Raw genomic sequence first — 19,757 nt, 5'->3', positions numbered from 1 at the left:
TCCCATGAAAAAATTTGTTATATGCATGAGCGTGATGGCACTGGTGTGCATGGGGTGCTCCTTGCCCTGCTTTGGCGCTGATGTGGCGAAAATTGGGGTGGTGGACATTCAGAAGTTTTTCAAGGAGTCCGATATCGGCAAGGCGGCCAATGCCCAGGTGGAAAAGGAACACGCAAAACTCAAGGCCGATCTGGAAGCGGCGGCCCAGGAGGTCCAGACGCTTGAAGCAGAGCTGGAGCGCGACGCCATGGTGATGTCCGAGGAGAAACGCGAGGAAAAGGATCGCGCGTTTCGCATCAAGAAGTACGATTTTCAGGTGCTTCAGCAAAAATATTCGGAAAATTTAAGAAAGGTCAACCAGGAGATGCTGCGCAAGCTTGACACGAAACTCACCAGGCTGACCCAGGAGTTCGGCACCAAGGAAGGGCTGCTGTTGATGGTCGAAAAGGGGTACACCATGTATTATCCCAGTGCCATTGATGTCACCGACAAGCTGATCGTGTTTGCCAATTCCAAAAAATTGACCCTGGACGGGGAGTAATTCCCGTCGAAGACAAGGTGAGGCAGCCTGTCAATGAAACGCTCCCTTGAACAGATTGCCCGGCTGGTAAGCGGCCGGGTCGTGGGGGATGCCGCCAAGAAGGTTTCCGGGGCCGCGCCCTTTGAGCAGGCCGGGCCGGAGGAGATCACCCTGGCCGGCAGCGCCGGATTTTTAAAGCGCATCGATCAGACCGGCGCCGGCGCCCTTGTGGTACCCACTGATTTTACGGACAGCCGCCGGAACCTGGTGGCGGTGGAGAATCCGGCGGCGGCTTTTGCTCGCATACGGCAGATGTTTGACACCGGCTGCCGGCAGCCCGTCGGCATTGATCCGCGGGCTGTTATCGGCGGCGGCTTTGCCTGCGGAGAGGATGTATCCATCGGTCCCGGCGTGGTGATCGGGGACCATGTGACCTTGGGAGACCGGGTGCTGCTCTATCCCGGTGTGTTTTTGGGCAACCATGTGCGCATCGGAAATGACGGGATCATTCATGCCAATACATCGATCCTGAGGGAGTGCGTGCTCGGCAACCGGGTGATCATTCACGCCGGTTCGGTGATCGGCAGTGATGGGTTCGGGTTTGCCCCGGATGGGGAAATGTATGTCAAGATTCCCCACAGCGGTATGGTTCAGATTGATGATGACGTGGAGATCGGCGCGGGCAATGCCATTGACCGGGCCACCTTCGGCCGGACCTGGATCCGGCAGGGCGTGAAGACCGACAATCTGGTGCATATCGCTCACAATGTGACCGTGGGCGAGAACACCATTATTGTGGCCCAGGTCGGTATTGCCGGCAGCACTACCGTGGGCCGCCATGTGATACTGGCCGGTCAGGCCGGTATTTCCGGCCATCTTGATATCGGAGACAACGCAGTGGTCGGCCCTCAGGCCGGCATCGTGAAATCGATAAAACCCGGCGAAACCGTTTCCGGTACGCCGGGTATGCCACACAAATTGTGGCTCCGTGCCCAGTCCATCGTGGCCGGCCTGCCCGGAATGCGAAAGAAGATTGCGGAACTGGAAAAGCGGCTGGCTGTTCTGGAAAAAGGGTAATCCATCACAACGGGACATGCCCATGGAAACCATCGACATCGGGACGATTCTCAACATACTGCCCCAGCGTTATCCGTTTCTTATGATTGACCGGGTGCTGGAGGTGGTGCCCAACAGGCAGATTCGGGTACTCAAAAACGTGTTCGCCGCCGAACCCTGGGCCGCCGGGCATTTCCCCGGCAATCCGGTCATGCCCGGCGTGCTGATCGTGGAGGCCATGTGCCAGGCCGGCGGCCTGTTGATCGGCCTCTCCCGGCAGGATACGCCGGTGGGCGGGGTCCGGTATCTCACCGGGCTGGACAGGGTCCGGTTCCGGAAAAAGGTGGTGCCGGGAGACGCCCTGATTCTCTGCGCCGCTATTGTGAAAGAAAAACTCAACACCATCAAGATCGATGCCTTTGCCGAGGTTGACGGCGTGCACGTGGCCGAGGCCCAGATCATGGCCAGCCTTCAGCCGTCGGAGACAGACGCATAGGCACGGGAGAAGAAAAGTGATACACCCAACCGCGATTATTGATCCCGGGGCTGATATCGGGCCCGATGTTCAGATCGGCGCCTATTCGATCATCGGGGACAAGGTGTCTGTCGGTGCCGGTACCGTGATCGGACCCCATGCGGTCATCCAGTCCCATACCACCATCGGCTCGGAATGTAGGATTTTTCAGTTTGCCGCCATCGGCGCGGTGCCCCAGGCACTGAAGTTTTCCGGAGAAGAGACCTATGTCAAAATCGGGAACCGGTGTACGATCCGGGAGTTTGTCACGGTTCACCGGGGAACGGTGGAAGGCAGTGGTCTCACGGAGATCGGCGACGACTGCCTGCTCATGGCCTACACCCATGTTGCCCACGACTGCCGTGTGGGCAAACGGGTGATCTTTTCCAACAACGCCACCCTGGCCGGCCACATCACGGTGGGCGATTACGCCACCATCGGCGGCCTGGTGGCCGTTCACCAGTTTGTCAAGATCGGCAGCTACGCGTTTATCGGTGGCAAGTCCGCCGTGGTCAAGGATATTCCGCCCTACGTGATCGCCGCCGGAGACCGGGCTAAACTCTATGGACTGAACATGGTGGGACTCAAGCGACATGATTTTTCGCCCACGGCCCTGTCGGCCCTCAAAAAAGCCTACCGGATTATTTTTCGCATCGGGCTTACCCTAAATGAGGCGGTGGAGCGGGCCTATGCCGAGGTGGAGCAGACCGACGAGGTCAAAGCCTTCATGGACTTTATCACCTCGTCCAACCGGGGGCTGACACGATAGGCCAAAATCCCGTGAAGTTTTCCGGGATGGATGAATATCGTTTCGTAACCTTTTCGAGACCAAAGAGCACTCAGCACCGAAAGCGGTTATCCGCTTTGGCACCGGAAGAGAGCATATCATGAACATCGGACTGATCGCGGGGGGCGGCTGTTTTCCCCTGTTGTTCGCCCGCGCGGCAAAAGCGGCCGGCCACAGGGTCTATGCGGTGGCCTACACCGGCCAGGCTGACCCCGCCATTCAGGAGGCGGTTGATGCCGCTGCCTGGCTCAACGTGGGCCAGGTGGAGCACCTGCTGGGTTTTTTTTCCCGCCATCAGGTCACCGACACGGTGATCATGGGATGGGTGCGTAAAACCGTCATGTTTTCTGATTTTCAGCCCGATGCCACGGCCCTGGCCTTTATTGCCGGACTGACGGAGACGCATGATGATCTGCTGTTAAGAAGTTTTGCCGGGCTGCTGGAGGAAAACGGGCTGCGGGTCCGGGCCTCCACGTTCCTGTTGCCGCACATTCTTGCCGGTGAAGGGTGCTGGACGAAAACAAAGCCCACCGCCGGTCAGTGGTCCGATATCTCCCTTGGGTGGCGTATTGCCAAGGAGATCGGCCGGCTGGACGTGGGACAGTGCGTGGTGGTGCAAAAAGGGTCCGTGCTGGCGGTGGAGGCCATCGAGGGCACCGACGCGGCCATTGCCCGGGGCGGCAGGCTGGGCGGCGGGGACGCGGTGGTGGTAAAGGTGTGCAAGCCCAACCAGGACCTGCGGTTTGATATTCCCGCGGTGGGAATGGAGACAGTCAAAACCATGCAGTCCACGGGGGCCAAGGTGCTGGCGGTGGAAGCGGGCCGCTCCGTGGTGTTTGATAAGCCGGAGATGGTATCGTTTGCGGATGCAAATAACATGTGCGTCATGGCGTTGACGGACAAGGACGCAAGGCTCTCCTGATAAAGGGTAAGGCGGAAGATGGAAAAACTGCGTGTCGGTGTGGTGGGAACCGGGTATCTGGGAAAATTCCACGCGGAAAAGTATGCCGCCATAGAGGATGTGAACCTGGTGGGCGTGGTGGATATCGACCGGGCCGCTGCTGAAGCGGTGGCCGGAAAATTGAACACCACGGCCCGCACCGATTTTCGCGATCTCTTCGGCCGTGTGGACGCGGTGAGCATCGTGGTGCCCACCCGGTATCATTTTGAGGTGGCACGGGCCTTTCTGGAACAGGGTGTGGATATTCTGCTGGAAAAGCCCATGACCGAGACCCTGGACGAGGCGGACCGCCTGGTGGAGATGGCCGAATCCACCGGGGCTGTTTTTCAGGTGGGGCACCTGGAACGGTTTAACCCGGCGGTGGCGCCCCTGAAGGGAATCGTCAAAAAGCCCCTGTTTATCGAGTCCCACCGGTTGAGCATTTACAAGCCCCGTGGCACTGACGTGAGCGTGGTGCTGGATTTAATGATTCACGATATTGACATTATTTTAAACTTCGTGAGTTCCGAGGTGACCGACATTCGAGCCGCCGGCATGGCCGTGATTTCTGATTCCGTGGATATCGCCAATGCCCGCCTGGAATTTGCAAACGGGTGCGTGGCCAACGTAACGGCCAGCCGCATCTCCACCCGTAACGAACGCAAACTGCGCATGTTTCAGAAAGAGGCCTATATCGCCATCGATTTTGCCAACAGCGACATCACTATTGTTGATAAAAGCGGAGACGGCGACGCGTCGAGCTTCATTCCCGGCCTGACCGTAAAAAACCTTTCGTTTATGAAATGGGACGCACTGGAGCAGGAGGTTCGGGCCTTTGTAAAAAGCGTTCGGCGCCGGGAGACCCCGGAGGTGTCCGGCCGGGTGGGTCGGGAGGCCCTGCGGGTGGCCCTGAATGTGGCGGACCAGATTCAGCGCACAGGAGACCGGATTGGATAAGCATGCTTTGCCGAACAGGGTGCCAGTGGGCCGGTGCGTGATGATCATTGCCGGCGAGGCCTCCGGCGACCTGCACGGCGCCAACCTGATCCGAAACATGCGCGAACAGATTAAGGACCCTCTTTTTTTCTGCGGCATTGGAGGGGCGGCCATGCGCCGGGCCGGCGCCAAGATTCTGGTGGAGGCGGAGCGGCTTTCGGTGGTGGGAATCACCGAGGTGATTGCCCGCATGCCGGATATCCTAAGCGGCATGAAAACGGCCAAAAGGATGCTGGCCTCCCGCATTCCCGATCTGCTGGTGCTTATCGATTTTCCCGATTTTAACCTGAGAATGGCCGCAACGGCCAAAAAGCACGGCATTCCCGTTTTTTACTATATTTCTCCCCAGGTATGGGCCTGGCGAAAAGGCAGGGTGCGCACCATTCGAAAACGGGTGGATCACACGGCGGTGATTCTTCCCTTTGAGGCCGATTTTTTTAAGGCCCACGATGTCCCCGTGACCTTTGTGGGCCATCCCCTGCTGGACGCCGGATACGGTCCGGCGCCGTTATACGAGAGAACAGAAGGGCGGACAGTGGTGGGCCTGCTGCCCGGTTCCAGGGGCAGCGAGGTGGCACGACACCTGCCTGTAATGATGGAAGCCGGGGCCCGGATCAGCCGTCGCCATCCCCATGTCACTTTCATGGTCTCCTGCGCGCACTCGATTCCGGTGGAAAGCATGGCTTCAATCACGGAAAAGTATATCGGCACCGTTCCTTTTACCATTGTTCCCGGTGACGTGACCCAGGTGTTGAAGAGGAGCACCTGCGTTGTGGCGGTGTCCGGCACCGTGTCCCTTGAAACGGCCCTGTACGGCGTTCCCATGGTGGTGATTTACAAGGTGTCGTTTCTCAGTTACTGGCTGGCAAAGGCATTGATCCGGCTGGAGCACATCAGCCTGGTGAACCTGATCGCCGGAAAAGCGGTTGTGCCGGAGCTGATTCAGAAAGATGCGTCGGCGGAGCATATTGCCGCGCGCATCATGTCGATGATTTCTGATCCCCAGGAACTGGAGACCGTTCGAAAGGAGCTTGCCGAAGTTCGGAAGCGCCTGGGCGGTCCCGGGGCATCTGCCCGGGCCGCCGGAATCGCGGCCCGGCTGCTGAATGAAGGGGTAACCTGATGGCGATTTTTCGATTAAAACCACGACACCGCAGCCTGCTGGGATACATCAAGGGAAACCGTTTCCGGCTTTACCTGGCCGTGGCCTGCATGCTGCTGACATCGGCTACCACCGCGGCCCTTGCCTATCTCATCAAGCCGGCCATTGATCAGATTTTTATCACCAAGGACGCCCAAATGCTTCGGCTGATTCCGCTGGCGGTGGTGATTGTCTCCCTGCTGCGGGGCACGGGCATGTACGGCCAGGAGTTTTTCATGGGCCGGGTGGCCGAGGGCATCATCAAAAATTTTCGGGACAATCTTTATGCCCGGATATGTCAGCTCCCTCTGGCCTTTTTTCACAAGGAGCGCACCGGGGTCCTGATGTCCCGCATCACCAATGATGTGAATCTCATCAAGATCGTTGTCTCCAATGCCGTCACCTCCATGGTACGCGACTTCTGCACGGTTTTTTTCCTGCTGGGGCTGATCTTCTACCAGATATGGGAGCTGGCCCTGGTGGCCTTCATCGTCCTGCCGGTGGCCTTCTACCCGGTGGTGGCCATCGGCCGGAAGGTGCGGCGGGTCTCCACCCGGAGCCAGGAGACCATCGCCGACATGAACGCTTTTCTGCACGAGACCTTTTCCGGCAACAAGATCGTCAAGGCCTTTGGCATGGAGGCCTACGAAGAGGCCCGGTTTTATGAAAAGTCCCGGTCGCTTTTTGTGATTGAGATGAAAAGCATCATGGTGCGGGCACTGTCGTCTCCGCTCATGGAGTTCGTGGCCGGGGCGGGCATCGCCTTTGTCATCTGGCTGGGCGGCTCCCGGGTCATCAGCGGGGTCTATACCACCGGTACCTTTCTGTCGTTTCTGGCGGCGGTGATGCTGATGTACGACCCGGTGAAAAAGATTTCCGGTTTAAATGCCCTGCTTCAGCAGGGGCTGGCCGCCGTGGACCGGGTCTACGATATTTTAGAAACCCGGTCCGATATCGTTGAAGCGCCGGACCCGGTGACGATACAACGGGCCCCCCACACAGTGGCGTTTGAGAAGGTCTCGTTTGTCTACGACACCGGCGGGCCGGTACTTACCGACATCAACCTGACGGTGGCGCCGGGCGAAGTGGTGGCCCTGGTGGGCGCCAGCGGCGGCGGCAAAACCACCCTTGTCAACCTGATTCCCCGGTTTTATGATGTGGCCTCCGGTCGCATTCTTATCGATGGCACGGACATCCGCAAGGCATCCATCGCCTCGCTGCGGGAGCAGATCGCCATTGTCACCCAGGAGCCCATCCTGTTCAACGACACCGTGCGCAACAACATCGCTTACGGTAATCAGGATGCATCGGAGGCGGATATCCTTCAGGCGGCAAAAGACGCCTATGCGTATGACTTTGTCGTGGGGTTTCCCAAGGGGTTTGATACCATGATCGGCGAGCTGGGAGCGCGTCTTTCAGGTGGGCAAAAGCAACGGCTCTGCATTGCCCGGGCCCTGCTCAAGGACGCGCCGGTCCTGATTTTGGATGAGGCCACTTCGGCCCTGGACAGTGAATCCGAGGCAGTGGTGCAGAAGGCTCTGGCCAACCTGATGAAGGGCCGCACCACCTTTGTGATTGCTCACCGGCTCTCCACGGTCCACCATGCGGACCGGATCGTGGTGCTGTCGGACGGCCGGATCACCGAGCAGGGAAAGCACGAGGAGTTGCTGGCCCGAAAAGGGGATTATGCCCGGCTCTGCCAGATGCAACTCAGCAACGGCGGGCTTCAGGAAGAGTAGCCGGGAAGGCGTCCCTTTCCCGGCGAGCCCGGACATTTCATGAAATATTTAGGCTCATTGTTGTCCCAAAACGGTTTTAATTGTGGCAGGACAGATTCCCGGTTGTTTATCCAAATCGAATTGCTATCGGGATCGGGATCGAAATCGAATTGTCTTTACGGCAGTGCTCTTAAAGGATATCTCTCTTATCCTGCTTATCCGTGTATTTTTCTTGGCGGCAAGAAAAGTACCAAAAGAATCACGCCGCAGGCGTGACAGCTTGGCCTCTGGCTCGCCACGCCACAGGCGTGGCTTCCCTTGCGCAAACGCTTTGTTCGGCGCGGGCACCTGAATATTTCATGAATTTTTTCGACAACAAAAAGTTGATTTTAAGGGAATCTGTTATTTTTCTGTCGAAAAAATTCCCCCTTCGGGCGAGCCGCCTTGGCCGCATCTGCTGTGTTGCGGCATGCTCGCAGTAGACCGGCTACAGCGTCGCATGCCGCGCCTTGCATCTGCGGCCAAATCAGCTCGTGAAACATCCAGGGCAGGAACTCGCCCGCTTCGCGGTGCTCAAACAGCCTGCCCGCTTTTTCCCGAAAAAAGCATTTGCGTTCGGCTGCGCTGCAATGGGCGGGGCCTGCCATTGATGCCCCATTCCCGGAATTTGTAAATTCAAATAGTTGTAAAGCCTAAACGTTCTTTTGGGAACGGTTTTGAACACCAATGATTTAGCCTACAGAATTACCAGCTTTTTGACGGCCTTGACCACTGCTTCCGGTTCGTCGATAATCTGAAGAAAATCCATGTCTTCCGCAGAAATTGCGCCATCGGCCAGCAGGGTGGCCCGTACCCACTCCACCAGGCCCGACCAGTAGTCCGACCCCATCAAAATGATGGGCAGGGGCCGAATGCGCTGGGTCTGGGCCAGGGTGACCGCCTCGAACAGCTCATCCATTGTGCCGAATCCGCCGGGCATGATGATGTAGGCCTGGGCATACTTGACGAACATGACCTTGCGAATGAAAAAATAGTGGAATTGGAGTTTGATATTGGCATAATCATTGGGCTTCTGCTCAAAGGGCAGGTCGATGTTCAATCCCACCGATTTGCCTCCCTTTGCCGAGGCCCCTTTGTTAGCCGCTTCCATGATGCCCCCGCCGCCGCCGGTAATCACGGCAAAACCGTTTTCGGCAAACAGACCAGCAACTTTTTCAGCTTTTTGATAAACCGGCGAATCGGGGTGCAGCCGGGCCGATCCGAAGATGCTCACCGCCGGGCCGATGTTGTGAAGCTCGTCGATGCCTTCGACAAATTCGCCCATGATTTTAAAAAGACGCCAGGACTCTTCCAGCTTGAACTCATCAAGGAGAAACTGTCTGCTCATTGTTGTTTTTTTCCTGTTCTGGTGGGGTTGTTGGAATCCGGCCGCCGGCCGGTTGTGACTAGGCCTTTCAGCCCCGTCCCTGAAAGCCGATGATCACCCGGCCTTCATCCACGATCACCGGTATTTTCCGGTTGCCACCGGAAAGGGTCAGCATGGCGTCAAGGGTGTCGGGCGATCCCTGCGCCACATCGCGATAGTCCACTGTCCGTCCGGACGCGGCATAGGCCTCACGGGCCAACCGGGTGAAGGGTCATGTGTGCTTGCCATAAATGATCACTGTGCGGTCCATTGCTGCCTCCTGAAGGGGGAACGGTGTCACGACATGCGGGCCGTTATGATCCGGACACTCTATCAGGTTTTCCGGGAGAAATCCAGGCGCAGCAAAACACAAAAAGCCAAAAAAGCCTTGACTTGCCCTTCGAATGGATTTAAAAAATAGAACTTTAATTTTTTATGCCCTGTCCATGTACTGGCAGGGCGGTCTGTTTCATGGAGGTGTTGTCATCATGTTGTGCGTAACTGTAAAAGAGAATGTCGAATGTCCCTTTATGACGGCGGCGGGCTGCTCCTTTATCGGAGGGGTGTGCAAGCCTGTTGTGGAAGCCTGTTCGGGCTGTAAACGCATTGCCGAGTTTCCCACAGGTCTGTACTGTACAGCCACCCCTGACCCCGCGGCCAAATGGAAGCGGGGCCGGTGCAACCTGGCCACCCATGTGGTGGATGCCGCAGCGACCAAGTCGAAAGTAAACCCGCTCAAGGCGTCCAAGCGCGGTTCCAAATAGACGGGCTACGGTACCGTTTTCCAGGCCCCTGGTTGCGGATTTCTGTTGATTCCGGCGGCGAGCATGTCTTTCCCCGTCATGCCCGCCGCCCGATTTTTTTAAAACAGCCGTTGTCTTTACGAAAACAACTGCCTGTAAATCTTAATGGTCTGCCTGCCGGAAGAAAACCTTTCTGAGCGGGCCGGCAGCGACACCATGACAAAAGCCGAGTCCTATATAAAACCCGTGCTTTTGGGAATCGTTTGTCTGTGTGCCGGCATGTCGGTTTTCGGCTGTGCCGGCTTCCAACCGCTCTCCTCCCGGGACAATGTCTGCCGTATTTTTAAAGAGAAGGACGACTGGTTCAAGCCGGCCCACGCCGCCTCCCGGCGATGGGGCATTCCCATACCGGTACTGATGGCCATTATGCACCAGGAGTCCCGCTTTCAGCCCAAGGCCAGGCCGCCCCGCACCACCTGCCTTTGTCTTCTGCCCGGCCCGCGCCCCTCCTCCGCCTACGGGTATGCCCAGGCACTGGACGCCACATGGGACGCCTATCAAAGGGCCACGGGCAACGCCGGGGCCGACCGGGACGATTTTGCCGATGCCGTGGACTTTATCGGCTGGTATTGTCACTTGAGCCGGGTGAAGTGCGGTATCGCCGCCAGTGACGCCTACAGCCTCTATCTTGCCTACCATGAGGGCCAGGGCGGTTTTTCCCGGGGCACCCATCAGAAAAAGCCTTCTCTGCTGGCCGTGGCCCGGAAGGTCCAGGCCAGGGCCGACCTGTATGCCCGCCAGTATGCCGGGTGCCGAAAAAGCCTTGAAGCGTCCCTCAAGTGTTTTCTCTGGCCGTTCTGAGCGGGCTTACCCGTTTTCTCTGCACCTCATTTTAAATTCAAGTAGTTATACGTGTACTCCTCGTTTTTCTTCCGCCTTTTGCGGAAACCGGCTGATATCGGTCATTTTTGACATAAAACACTTGAAAAGGCCGCATCGACTGTGCTAGAGAATATTTTTTACAATTTTTAATTCAAACCCGTTTTCTAAAACCTGGAATGAGGACATGTAGATGGGATCACAAAAGGAGACAAAACTTGCTTACGGTCTGGCCGCAATTTTACTGATTGTGGGCGTGGTCTGTTACGCGGCGGTGCCCGCGGAAAAGCCTGACGAACCTGTTCGGAAGGTTTACAAAAGCCTGGGGGGGGATGTGATGTTCGACCATCAGATGCATGCCCAGGTGGACGACTGCGCCGCCTGTCATCATCACGGTGAAACGGGCGATTACATGTCGTGCGCCGAATGTCACCGGGCCGCTGACGTCAAGACCGTTCCTTCCGAGTGCACGGCCTGCCACCCCGTGATTTACGACGACTATATTTTTGATGAGCACCATGTGGTGCTGGAGACCGAACCGGAGGCCTGGACCTGCAAGGACTGCCATGCTCTGGCCGAAGGCGAGGATATTCCGGCCTCCTGCAGCGAGTGCCACGACCCGGATTACGGGGATGCAATGATCATGAAGTTTCAGAAGACGTCGGACGCCCTGCATGACCAGTGCATCGGATGTCACGAGGATTATGGGGCGGGACCCGTTGCCTGCGGCGAGTGCCACGCCCAGTAGAGACACGTTTGCCGCGGCGGTGTCACGGCATTTAATAGTTAATGGGATGAAAAAGGTAAGGCGATGATAAAAAGACCGTTTTTCGGATTGGCAAAGCCTACATTGATGTATGAACCCCTGGATTCGACCCTGGCGGCCCAGGAAATACCGGCACCCGCCGCTATCACCCTGCTGGTGGACACGCCCCTTGAAAATCAGACGGCGTTGCAGGTCCATACAGGAGACGCCATTGCCCAAGGCCAGGCGGTATCACCCATTGCCGGCAGCGACGCTTATGCCACGGCGGCCCTGGGCGGTACGGTGTCCTCGGTGGATGCCTATACCGGGAATTTCGGCCGGCGGTATACCGCTGTAACCGTCAAGGTGGATGCGAGTGCCGCGGCGGATGACGCCTTTGCCCAGGCCGGTAAAACCCCGTCGCTGGAGGCTGCCGACCGGTTTTTGCGGTGCGTGCCCGGCGGGTTGCCTGTCGCGCTGTTTGACACACCCGACAAGATCAAGACGATCGTTGTATGCGGTGTGGATTCGGACCTGCTGTGCGTGACCCGCCAGTATGTGTTGAAAGCCGGCATGGATGCCATTCTGCGGGGTGCCGAGGCCCTGAAAAAGATGCTGGGCGGCGCGCCCCGAATGATGCTGACGGTGTTCGACAGGATGGCGCCCGGCCTGCAGGCCGGCGGGCTGGAAATAAAAAAGGTCGGCGCTGCCTACCCGGCGGCCAACCCGCGTATTATGGCAAAAGACCTGCTGGGGATGACCATTCCGGCCGATACCACCTGCGAGGCGGCGGGCATCTGTTTTGTCAGTGCCGAGGCGGTGGCGGCCCTGGGGAAAGCCTATGAGAAGGGCAGGGTTCCGGATCGTAAGATCGTTACCGTGGTGTTGAAAAACGGGACCAAGAAACTGGTGTCGGTGGTGCTGGGCACGCCGGTGGGCCAGGTGCTTTCCGCCTGTTCCCAGGCGGTCAGTGAAAACGACCGGCTGGTCCTGGGCGGCCCGCTGACCGGAACCGCGGTCTACACCGAAAGTCATCCCGTGGGACCGGATACAGACATGATTTTTGTGCAGGGCGCCGACCAGATTTTCGATGTGTCGGAAAACAGCTGCATCAACTGCGGTGACTGCGTGAGAATCTGTCCGGCCCGGGTGCCGGTGAATGTGCTGATCCGCTATCTACAGGCCGGGGAGTACGGCGAGGCCGTGGACAGCCACGACCTGCTTTCCTGCATTGACTGCGGCCTGTGCAGTTGCGTATGCCCGGCACGAATTCCGATATTCCAGTATATACAACTCGGCAAGTACGAATTTGCCAGACTCACTACAGCGGAGGCGGATCATGCAGCATAGTTCTAAAAAACTGGTTGTTTCACATGCGCCGTTCTGGCATGACGGCAGCAGCCTGTCGGCCCGGCACTATAATATTCTGCTGGTGGCCCTGATTCCGGTGATCGCCGGCATCCTGACCTATGGTGTGCCGGCCCTGGCCGTGGTCTGCCTCTCCGTGTCCACCGCCATACTCTGGGAGCTGCTGATTAACAGGGTTTCCAAAACACCGGTTTCCGTGGGAGACGGCAATGCCGCCCTGGTGGGATTGCTTCTGGCCATGCTGCTGCCGGCCACCACGCCCTGGTGGATGGTGATCACCGGCACTTTTGTGGCCATTGTCATCGCCAAGCAGATTTTCGGCGGCCTGGGCGCCAATCCTTTTAATCCTGCCCTCATCAGCCTGGCGATTCTGGGTGTTTCATGGCCCGCTTTCGTGGATTTTAATTACATGCTGGCCGACTACGAAACCGGCTTCAACATGGTCTACCCGATGTGGTCGGCCAAGTATTTCGGTTCGGCCAGCGTGGCCGGGTTTACGCCCATGGACCTGCTGATGGGCAAACAGGCCGGCGGCATCGGCGCCACTTTCGGCCTGGGCATTCTCATCGGCGGCATCTACCTGATGATAAGGGGCTATATCCGGTGGGAGATTGCGGTCTCTTTTCTGGCCGGTGTGTTTGTCACGGCCCTGGTGTTCAGCCTGGCCAAGCCCGTGGAGTATGCGGGCCCGGTCTTTCACCTGCTGACGGGCTACACGCTGATCGGCGCTTTTTTTCTGGCCACAGAGGACTCCTCTTCACCGGTTAATTTTGTACCCATGCTGATCTACGGCGCCGCCGGCGGTCTGCTGACCGTTCTGATCAGAAACATCGGCGTGCATGTGGACGGTGTGGTGTTTGCCATTCTGGTGATCAACCTGATCAATCCACTTGTTGATAAAATCAGACCAAAAGCAATGGGGAAGGTAGCATAATGCGTGAATTAATTAAAATGGTGGTGGTGCTGACCGTTTTGACCGCGGTTTCCGGCGGACTGCTGGCCGGTGTGCGGGCCGCGACACAGGACAAGATCGAGCTTCAGGTACTCAACTTTGTGCAGGGGCCGGTGCTGCGGGAGATGTTTGCAAACGCTTCCAATGACATGATCGCTGACCGGTTCACCCTTGGCGAGGGCAAGGAGGCGGTGACCCTTTTTCCCATCGCCGTGGACGGAAAGGTCCGGTACGTGGCCCTGAGCGTCAGCGGCAAGGGCGGGTTCGGCGGTGATGTGGGCCTGATGGTGGGGGTGGATATTGACACCGGCACCATTGCCAGCGCCGGCGTGACCACTCACAGCGAGACCCCGGGCATCGGCTCCAGGGCCAAGAGCGAGCCGGATCTGGTGAACCGGTTTGTGGGCCTTCCCGTGACCCAGACGTTCAAGGTCAAAAGCGCCGGCGGCCAGATCGACGCCATCAGCGGTGCTACCGTTACCTCCGGGGCCGTGTGCAATGCCGCCACCAATGCCGGTGAGATTTACCAGCAGCTGGAAGACGAGATCAAAAACAAGATAGCAAGTTTATAAACAGGGGAGTTGAAAATGGCCAAGTCTATTACGCAAGAGTTTACCAAGGGGTTGTGGGCGGAGATTCCGCCGTTTCGGCTGGTGCTGGGCCTCTGCCCGGTCCTTGCCGTGACCACCAAAGTGGAAAACGGCATCGGCATGGGGCTTGCCACCACCTTTGTGCTGGTGGGGTCAAACATTCTGGTTTCCATGCTGCGAAACGTCATTCCCACCAAGGTGCGCATCGCCTGTTTTATCACCATCATCGCCACCTTTGTGACCCTGGTGGAATTGCTGATGCAGGCCTATACCTACAGCCTGTTCCTGCAACTGGGCATTTTTATCCCCCTGATCGTTGTGAACTGCATCGTGCTGGGACGGGCCGAGGCCTTTGCTTTTAAAAACCCCCTGTTGCCATCCATTGCCGACGGGCTCGGTATGGGTGTCGGGTTTACCTTGTCCCTGGCCGCCATTGCCGCGGTCCGGGAGGCCCTTGGCGCCGGCACATTGACGGTCCTCGGCAACAGTTATTCACTGTTCGGCGACGCGTTTCTGCCGTTTGCCTTTATGGTGCAGGCGCCGGGCGCTTTTGTGTGCCTCGGCCTGATGCTCTGTATCATGAACATGCTGGAAAAATAGGAGACCATCATGACCGAATATATTCTTCTGGCCATCAGTTGTATTCTGATCAACAACATTCTGCTGGCCCAGTTCCTGGGTAACTGTCCGTTTCTGGGCACCTCCAAGAAAATGGAGACCGCGGTGGGCATGTCCATGGCCGTGGTGTTCGTCCTGGTCATGGCCGGCATGATCACCTGGTGCGTGGACGTGTTCCTGCTCAAGTGGCTTGACCTTGAATTTCTGCGCACCCTGGCCTTTATCCTGGTGATCGCCTCCCTGGTCCAGTTTGTGGAGATGTTCCTGAAAAAGAGCATTCCGGCCCTCTACGCGGGCCTGGGCATCTTTCTGCCCCTGATCACCACCAACTGCGCCGTGATGGGCGCCTGCCTGATCAACATCAAGGAGGAGTATAATTTTCTGCAGGCCCTGGTGGCCTCCTTCTCCTACGCGGTGGGTTTCGGCCTGGCCCTGATCCTGTTTGCCGGCGTGCGGGAGCGGATCAACCTGGGCAAGGTGCCCAAGCCGCTGCAGGATACCTCCATCGGTCTGGTGACCGCGGGCATGATCGCGCTGGCGTTTTTCGCGTTCAAAGGCATGGCTTAATCATACTATTGTAATTGTAACTCGAAGGAGTATGCAGTGTTAAATGCGATTCTTTCCATGTTGGGGCTGGGCATGGCCAGCAGCGTCATTCTGGGTGTTGCTTCCCGTGTGTTTTATGTTTATGAAGACCCCCGTATCGCAGAGGTCGAATCGGCAACCGCCGGCGCCAACTGCGGCGGGTGCGGATATGCCGGCTGTTCAGCCGCTGCCGCGGCGGTGGTGAAGGGAGAGGCCCTGCCCAGTGTCTGTATTGTGGGTGGGCCGGATTCCGCGGCCAATATCGCCGCCATCATGGGAGTGGATCCGGGAACCGCCGAGCCCAGGGTGTCGGAAAACGAGTGCACCGGCGGCAACCGGGCGGAAAACAAATACAACTACAAGGGAATCCTTTCCTGCAACGCGGTCACGGCCCTGTACGGCGGCCGGCGGGACTGCCCCACCGGATGCCTGGGATACGGTGACTGCATTAAAGCCTGCGCCTTTGACGCCATCGTGATGGGCGAAGACGGCTACCCGGTGGTGGACCCGGCCAAGTGCGTGGGGTGTGGGGCCTGTGAGGCGGTCTGTCCGAAGAACATCATTCGGGTCAAAACCATGTCCCAGCGGCTCTTTGAGTTCAATGCCACCAACGGAGCCCATGCGCCGTGCACCCAGACCTGTCCGGCCCAGATCGATATTCCCAAGTACATCAACCAGATCAAAACCGGCGACTATGAGGGCGCGGTCAACACCATTCGGGAGAGAAACCCGTTGCTGCTGGCCTGCGGCCGGGTCTGCCCCCATCCCTGCGAGGACAAGTGCCGCCGCGGGGTGGTGGATGAGCCGGTCTCCATCAACCAGCTCAAGCGGTTTGCGGCTGACTATGAGATGAACTCCGGCAAGCGGCTGCCCATTTCCTGCGCGCCGTCCACCGGCAAGAAGGTAGCGGTGATCGGCGGCGGCCCGGCCGGCCTGACCGCCGCCTATTTTCTGCGCCGGGTGGGACACGGCGTGACCATTTTTGACGACAACCCGGAGCTGGGCGGCATGATCCGTTACGGTATTCCCGAATACCGGCTGCCCAAAAAAGTGCTGAAGTGGGAGACCGACGGCATTCTCAACATGGGCATCGAGCACAAGCCCAACATGCGGCTGGGCCGTGATTTTGACATGGGCAGCCTGATGGCCGCCGGGTACGACGCCATTTTCCTGGGCATCGGCGCATGGAAGGATTACGGTCTTAAGATTGAAGGCAACGACCTCAAGGGTGTTTACACCGGCATATCCTTTCTCACCAAATTTGCCGCATGGCAGCAGGGCGCCGGCACGGACCCGGTGCCGGTGGGCAGAAAGTGCGCCGTCATCGGCGGCGGCAACACGGCCATTGACTGCGTCCGGACCCTGGTGCGGCTGGGCGCTGAAGAGGTCTCCATTGTCTATCGCCGGACCCGGAACGAGATGCCGGCCAACATGGTGGAGATCGAGGCGGCCGAGCATGAAGGGGTCAACATGAAATACCTGTTCTCCCCCAACCGCATTCTCGGGGATGAGAATGGTAACGTAGTGGGCCTGGAGGTCCAGGAGATGGAACTGGGCGAGCCGGACGCCAGCGGCCGCCGTAAACCCGTACCCAAGGAGGGCGCGGTCCAGGTGCTGGAGACCGACATGATTGTGCTGGCCATCGGCCAGGGACCCGACATCTCCTTTAAAGAGACGGAAAAGGGCCGGCGGGGTGAGGCCCTGGCCACCACCAAGTGGGACACCATCGACCAGATTGACCCCCAGACCCTTCAGACCAATATTCCGTATATTTTTACCGCCGGCGATTCGGCAACCGGCGCCTCCCTGGTGGTGGAAGCCATCGGCGGGGGCCGCCGCGCGGCCCGCTCCATTGATCTTTACCTCTCCGGCCAGCCGGTGACACCGCCGCCCAACGACCTGTTCAAGACCCATATTCCCGGGTGCCTGTTTGAGACAGTGGACGGGGTCACAAAGAGCAAGCGGGTGGAGATGCCGGAGCTGGAGGTGAGCAGCCGGATCAAGACCTTTGACGAGGCCGACCTGGTCATCAGCGAGGAGAATGCCCTGAAGGAGGCGGACCGGTGCCTCTTCTGCTGCACGACCTGCTACAACCGGGAGGACGGCTGCAAGCTGTAACCCTCTTTGGGTAAACCTGGAAAAAACAAAAAGGGGCGAAGCCGTTAGGGCTTCGCCCCTTTTTTATTCGTTCTGCAGATTTTGATGTTTTCAGCCGGGATTGTCCAGAAATTCCATGCGGGAAAGAAAGTCATACCATGCTTGGCCCCGCTGTCGGCCGTTGAAAACCAGCCAGTGGCCCCCGGAAAGAAAGTGACAATCGGAGATGCGCCACTTGTCACACAGGGCCTGTACATGGACAAAGGGGCAGAGCCGGTCGCCTCTGGAGGCAACCACCAGAAGTCTGTCAGAAGACAGCTTCGGAACAAAATTCAACGGCGAATGCATTCCCCAGACGCTGAAGATCTTTTGGCGCAGTGCCGTGTCAACGGGAAAGGCGTGCCGGGCCGTGTCCGGCCCAAGGGGGGCAGAAAAGTTCACCGCCGGCACCATCATGGCACCGAAAGCCGGCATGTCGCTCAAACAGGCAAACAGGGCCGTGTTGTACCCGCCCAGGCTGGCGCCGATCAGGCCGATCTGGGGCGCGCCGAGTTGAGCAAGGATGTGAAAGGCCCCGGCCAGGTCATGCATGCTCTGGCCCACGCACTCACAGGTCATTCCCACGTTGCCGGGCTGCAGAAAGAATCCCCGTTTTGAAAGGCCCCCGGCCCGGCGCCGCCAGTGAAAGGGCGCGATAAAGAGGGCCACGTCCAGCCCGGCGGTAAAAAGATGTTTTACCCGAAACATCTTTCTTGCCTGTCGCGGTTCACCCAGCATGTAGCCGTGAAGGCAGAGCACCGTGTTCCGGTGCCGGTCCCCGTGAATCCACCGGACCAGGTAGCCGGTGCGGTTGGCCGTATGGGCATGATAGGCGTCTCGGATCAGGGGGCTTTTTGTCTCATACCCGCTTTTGTAGGCGATCTCCTGGTATCGGCCGTCACGGTAAGGCCGTTCTTCAATGATGGAAAAGGAGGGCGCTGCAGAGGGCAGCGAGAAAAAAGAGGCGGGCCGGGCCACATAGCCGCTGTCGATGTAAAAGTCAAGTTGCTGCTCATAGGTGTTGCGGTCCATGGCCGGCGGCGGCACAAAAGGGGCGGCCAGCTTCGGCGGCAGCAGGAAGAGCCGGTCCACCAGGCTTCCCGCGGTATCCTGCAGCCGGGTCTTGACGGGTGAGGGAAGGCTGGTCATGTGGCATCTCGGTCTAAGGCCGCCGGCGCCGCCTTTCGGGCCATGCGTCTGAAGAACCGGCTGATCACAATCATGGCCAGGTGATAGGCAAAGAAAAATCGTCTTTTTGCCCACCAGGCCATTCGAATATCAAAAGAGGTGATCACCATGTACCGGTTTTTTTCAATACCCTGAATAATATCGGCCGCCACTTTTTCAGGGGTAACGGCATGCTTTTCAAAGCGCCGGATCATCTTTCGGGCTGCCTTGTGACTTTTGTCCACACCCAGAATCTGGGCCGTGCCCACCAGCGGGGTTTTTACCGCGCCGGGGCAGACCACGGTGACCCCGATGCGGTGCGGCCGCAGGTCGTAGCGCAGCACCTCGGAAAGGCCTCGCAGGCCGAACTTGCTGGCACTGTAAGCGGCATGCCAGGGAAGGGCGATCAGGCCGGCGGCGGAAGAGACGTTGACCAGATGGCCTCCCTGCCCGGCCCGCACCATCTCGGACACCATACACTCAATCACATTAATGGGGCCCATGAGGTTGATATCGATCATGGTTTTCCAGTGAATATGCTTCAGCCGGTCAACCGTGCCCCAGATGGCGGTGCCGGCCACGTTCATCACGATGTCCATGGCGCCGTGGGCCTGATGGATGCGGTTTGAAAAGGCCCGCACCCGGTCAAGGTCACGGATATCAAAGGCCTCCCACGCGGCCACGGTGCCGCCTTCCTGCTCAATTTCCTTAACCACCGCCTCCAGGGGCTCCGCGTTTATGTCGGTGAGAAAGAGGCGGGCTCCCCGCCGGGCCATGGCAAGGGCCGTGGACCGGCCGATACCACTGGCCGCGCCGGTGATAAAGCATTTTTTGTCGGTAAAGTTTTTTATTTTCATGAAACCTCCATGGATGGGGGAGGGGTTACGGCCACTTGAC

21 protein-coding genes are annotated in these 19,757 nt (G+C 58.4%); 17 read left to right on the top strand and 4 right to left on the bottom strand.

Annotation, left to right across the window (positions count from 1 at the left end):
- The first annotated feature begins 4 nt into the window (after positions 1-4).
- The 8 genes from DOLE_RS14635 (at position 5) to msbA (ending at position 7,693) form a co-directional block, all read left to right on the top strand.
- Positions 5-541 carry an OmpH family outer membrane protein gene (locus DOLE_RS14635; protein WP_012176257.1) on the top strand — a complete coding sequence of 179 codons (537 nt, stop codon included), beginning with the start codon at positions 5-7 and terminating at the stop codon, positions 539-541.
- A gap of 33 nt (positions 542-574) precedes the next feature.
- Entirely contained in the window at positions 575-1,597 is a 1,023-nt protein-coding gene (gene lpxD, locus DOLE_RS14630) for a UDP-3-O-(3-hydroxymyristoyl)glucosamine N-acyltransferase (RefSeq protein ID WP_012176256.1), read from the top strand.
- 22 nt (positions 1,598-1,619) lie between these two features.
- Positions 1,620-2,072 (top strand): 3-hydroxyacyl-ACP dehydratase FabZ, encoded by a 453-nt coding sequence (fabZ, locus tag DOLE_RS14625; protein WP_012176255.1) that lies wholly within the window; start codon positions 1,620-1,622, stop codon positions 2,070-2,072.
- A 16-nt stretch (positions 2,073-2,088) separates the two neighbouring features.
- A complete protein-coding gene (gene lpxA, locus DOLE_RS14620) occupies positions 2,089-2,859 on the top strand; it encodes an acyl-ACP--UDP-N-acetylglucosamine O-acyltransferase (protein ID WP_012176254.1) in 771 nt (256 codons plus the stop codon).
- Between the two features lie 118 nt (positions 2,860-2,977).
- Positions 2,978-3,799 (top strand): LpxI family protein, encoded by an 822-nt coding sequence (locus DOLE_RS14615; protein WP_012176253.1) that lies wholly within the window; start codon positions 2,978-2,980, stop codon positions 3,797-3,799.
- Between the two features lie 18 nt (positions 3,800-3,817).
- Entirely contained in the window at positions 3,818-4,774 is a 957-nt protein-coding gene (locus DOLE_RS14610; protein ID WP_012176252.1) for a Gfo/Idh/MocA family protein, read from the top strand.
- Positions 4,767-5,936 carry a lipid-A-disaccharide synthase gene (lpxB, locus tag DOLE_RS14605; protein ID WP_012176251.1) on the top strand — a complete coding sequence of 390 codons (1,170 nt, stop codon included), beginning with the start codon at positions 4,767-4,769 and terminating at the stop codon, positions 5,934-5,936. The genes DOLE_RS14610 and lpxB overlap by 8 nt, the downstream gene beginning before the upstream one ends.
- Complete coding sequence (msbA, locus tag DOLE_RS14600; protein ID WP_012176250.1) at positions 5,936-7,693, top strand: lipid A export permease/ATP-binding protein MsbA; 1,758 nt, start codon at positions 5,936-5,938, stop codon at positions 7,691-7,693. The genes lpxB and msbA overlap by 1 nt, the downstream gene beginning before the upstream one ends.
- 715 nt (positions 7,694-8,408) lie before the next feature.
- On the opposite strand, the gene DOLE_RS14590 is transcribed toward msbA, so the two are convergent.
- Both DOLE_RS14590 and uxx1 read right to left on the bottom strand, forming a co-directional pair.
- Complete coding sequence (locus tag DOLE_RS14590; protein WP_012176249.1) at positions 8,409-9,059, bottom strand: LOG family protein; 651 nt, start codon at positions 9,057-9,059, stop codon at positions 8,409-8,411.
- A gap of 67 nt (positions 9,060-9,126) precedes the next feature.
- Positions 9,127-9,348: a UXX-star selenoprotein family 1 gene (gene uxx1 / locus DOLE_RS18835; protein ID WP_083766625.1), complete on the bottom strand. Its 222-nt coding sequence runs from the start codon at positions 9,346-9,348 to the stop codon at positions 9,127-9,129.
- A 217-nt stretch (positions 9,349-9,565) separates the two neighbouring features.
- Here uxx1 and DOLE_RS14585 point away from each other — a divergent pair, with 217 nt between their 5' ends.
- From DOLE_RS14585 to DOLE_RS14540, 9 genes are all read left to right on the top strand, one after another.
- Entirely contained in the window at positions 9,566-9,841 is a 276-nt protein-coding gene (locus DOLE_RS14585) for a PxxKW family cysteine-rich protein (RefSeq protein WP_012176247.1), read from the top strand.
- 144 nt (positions 9,842-9,985) lie between these two features.
- A complete protein-coding gene (locus DOLE_RS14580) occupies positions 9,986-10,681 on the top strand; it encodes a transglycosylase SLT domain-containing protein (protein WP_012176246.1) in 696 nt (231 codons plus the stop codon).
- A gap of 211 nt (positions 10,682-10,892) precedes the next feature.
- Positions 10,893-11,447 carry a cytochrome c3 family protein gene (locus DOLE_RS17615; protein ID WP_012176245.1) on the top strand — a complete coding sequence of 185 codons (555 nt, stop codon included), beginning with the start codon at positions 10,893-10,895 and terminating at the stop codon, positions 11,445-11,447.
- 63 nt (positions 11,448-11,510) lie between these two features.
- Positions 11,511-12,794, top strand: coding sequence for a 4Fe-4S dicluster domain-containing protein (locus tag DOLE_RS14565; protein ID WP_012176244.1), 1,284 nt, complete (start codon positions 11,511-11,513; stop codon positions 12,792-12,794).
- Positions 12,784-13,746, top strand: coding sequence for an RnfABCDGE type electron transport complex subunit D (locus DOLE_RS14560; RefSeq protein ID WP_012176243.1), 963 nt, complete (start codon positions 12,784-12,786; stop codon positions 13,744-13,746). The genes DOLE_RS14565 and DOLE_RS14560 overlap by 11 nt, the downstream gene beginning before the upstream one ends.
- Positions 13,746-14,336: an RnfABCDGE type electron transport complex subunit G gene (gene rnfG / locus DOLE_RS14555; protein WP_012176242.1), complete on the top strand. Its 591-nt coding sequence runs from the start codon at positions 13,746-13,748 to the stop codon at positions 14,334-14,336. The genes DOLE_RS14560 and rnfG overlap by 1 nt, the downstream gene beginning before the upstream one ends.
- Positions 14,337-14,351: 15 nt before the next feature.
- The gene (rsxE, locus tag DOLE_RS14550; RefSeq protein WP_012176241.1) at positions 14,352-14,954 is read left to right on the top strand and encodes an electron transport complex subunit RsxE; all 603 of its coding nucleotides are present in this window, start codon (positions 14,352-14,354) and stop codon (positions 14,952-14,954) included.
- Between the two features lie 9 nt (positions 14,955-14,963).
- Complete coding sequence (rsxA, locus tag DOLE_RS14545; RefSeq protein WP_012176240.1) at positions 14,964-15,539, top strand: electron transport complex subunit RsxA; 576 nt, start codon at positions 14,964-14,966, stop codon at positions 15,537-15,539.
- Between the two features lie 36 nt (positions 15,540-15,575).
- On the top strand, positions 15,576-17,675 hold the full coding sequence (locus tag DOLE_RS14540) for an FAD-dependent oxidoreductase (protein WP_012176239.1): 2,100 nt from the start codon (positions 15,576-15,578) through the stop codon (positions 17,673-17,675).
- A 90-nt stretch (positions 17,676-17,765) separates the two neighbouring features.
- Here the strand turns inward: DOLE_RS14540 and DOLE_RS14535 are convergent, their stop codons facing one another.
- Both DOLE_RS14535 and DOLE_RS14530 read right to left on the bottom strand, forming a co-directional pair.
- Entirely contained in the window at positions 17,766-18,842 is a 1,077-nt protein-coding gene (locus DOLE_RS14535) for an alpha/beta hydrolase family protein (RefSeq protein WP_012176238.1), read from the bottom strand.
- On the bottom strand, positions 18,839-19,717 hold the full coding sequence (locus tag DOLE_RS14530) for an SDR family oxidoreductase (protein ID WP_012176237.1): 879 nt from the start codon (positions 19,715-19,717) through the stop codon (positions 18,839-18,841). Before DOLE_RS14530 ends, DOLE_RS14535 begins: the two co-directional genes overlap by 4 nt.
- Positions 19,718-19,757 lie beyond the last annotated feature (40 nt).

The organism is Desulfosudis oleivorans Hxd3, assembly GCF_000018405.1.
GTDB classification, from domain to species: Bacteria; Desulfobacterota; Desulfobacteria; order Desulfobacterales; family Desulfosudaceae; genus Desulfosudis; species Desulfosudis oleivorans.
The sequence above is the reverse complement of the archived record's forward strand: the minus strand, read 5'-3'. Positions and strand labels throughout refer to the sequence as shown.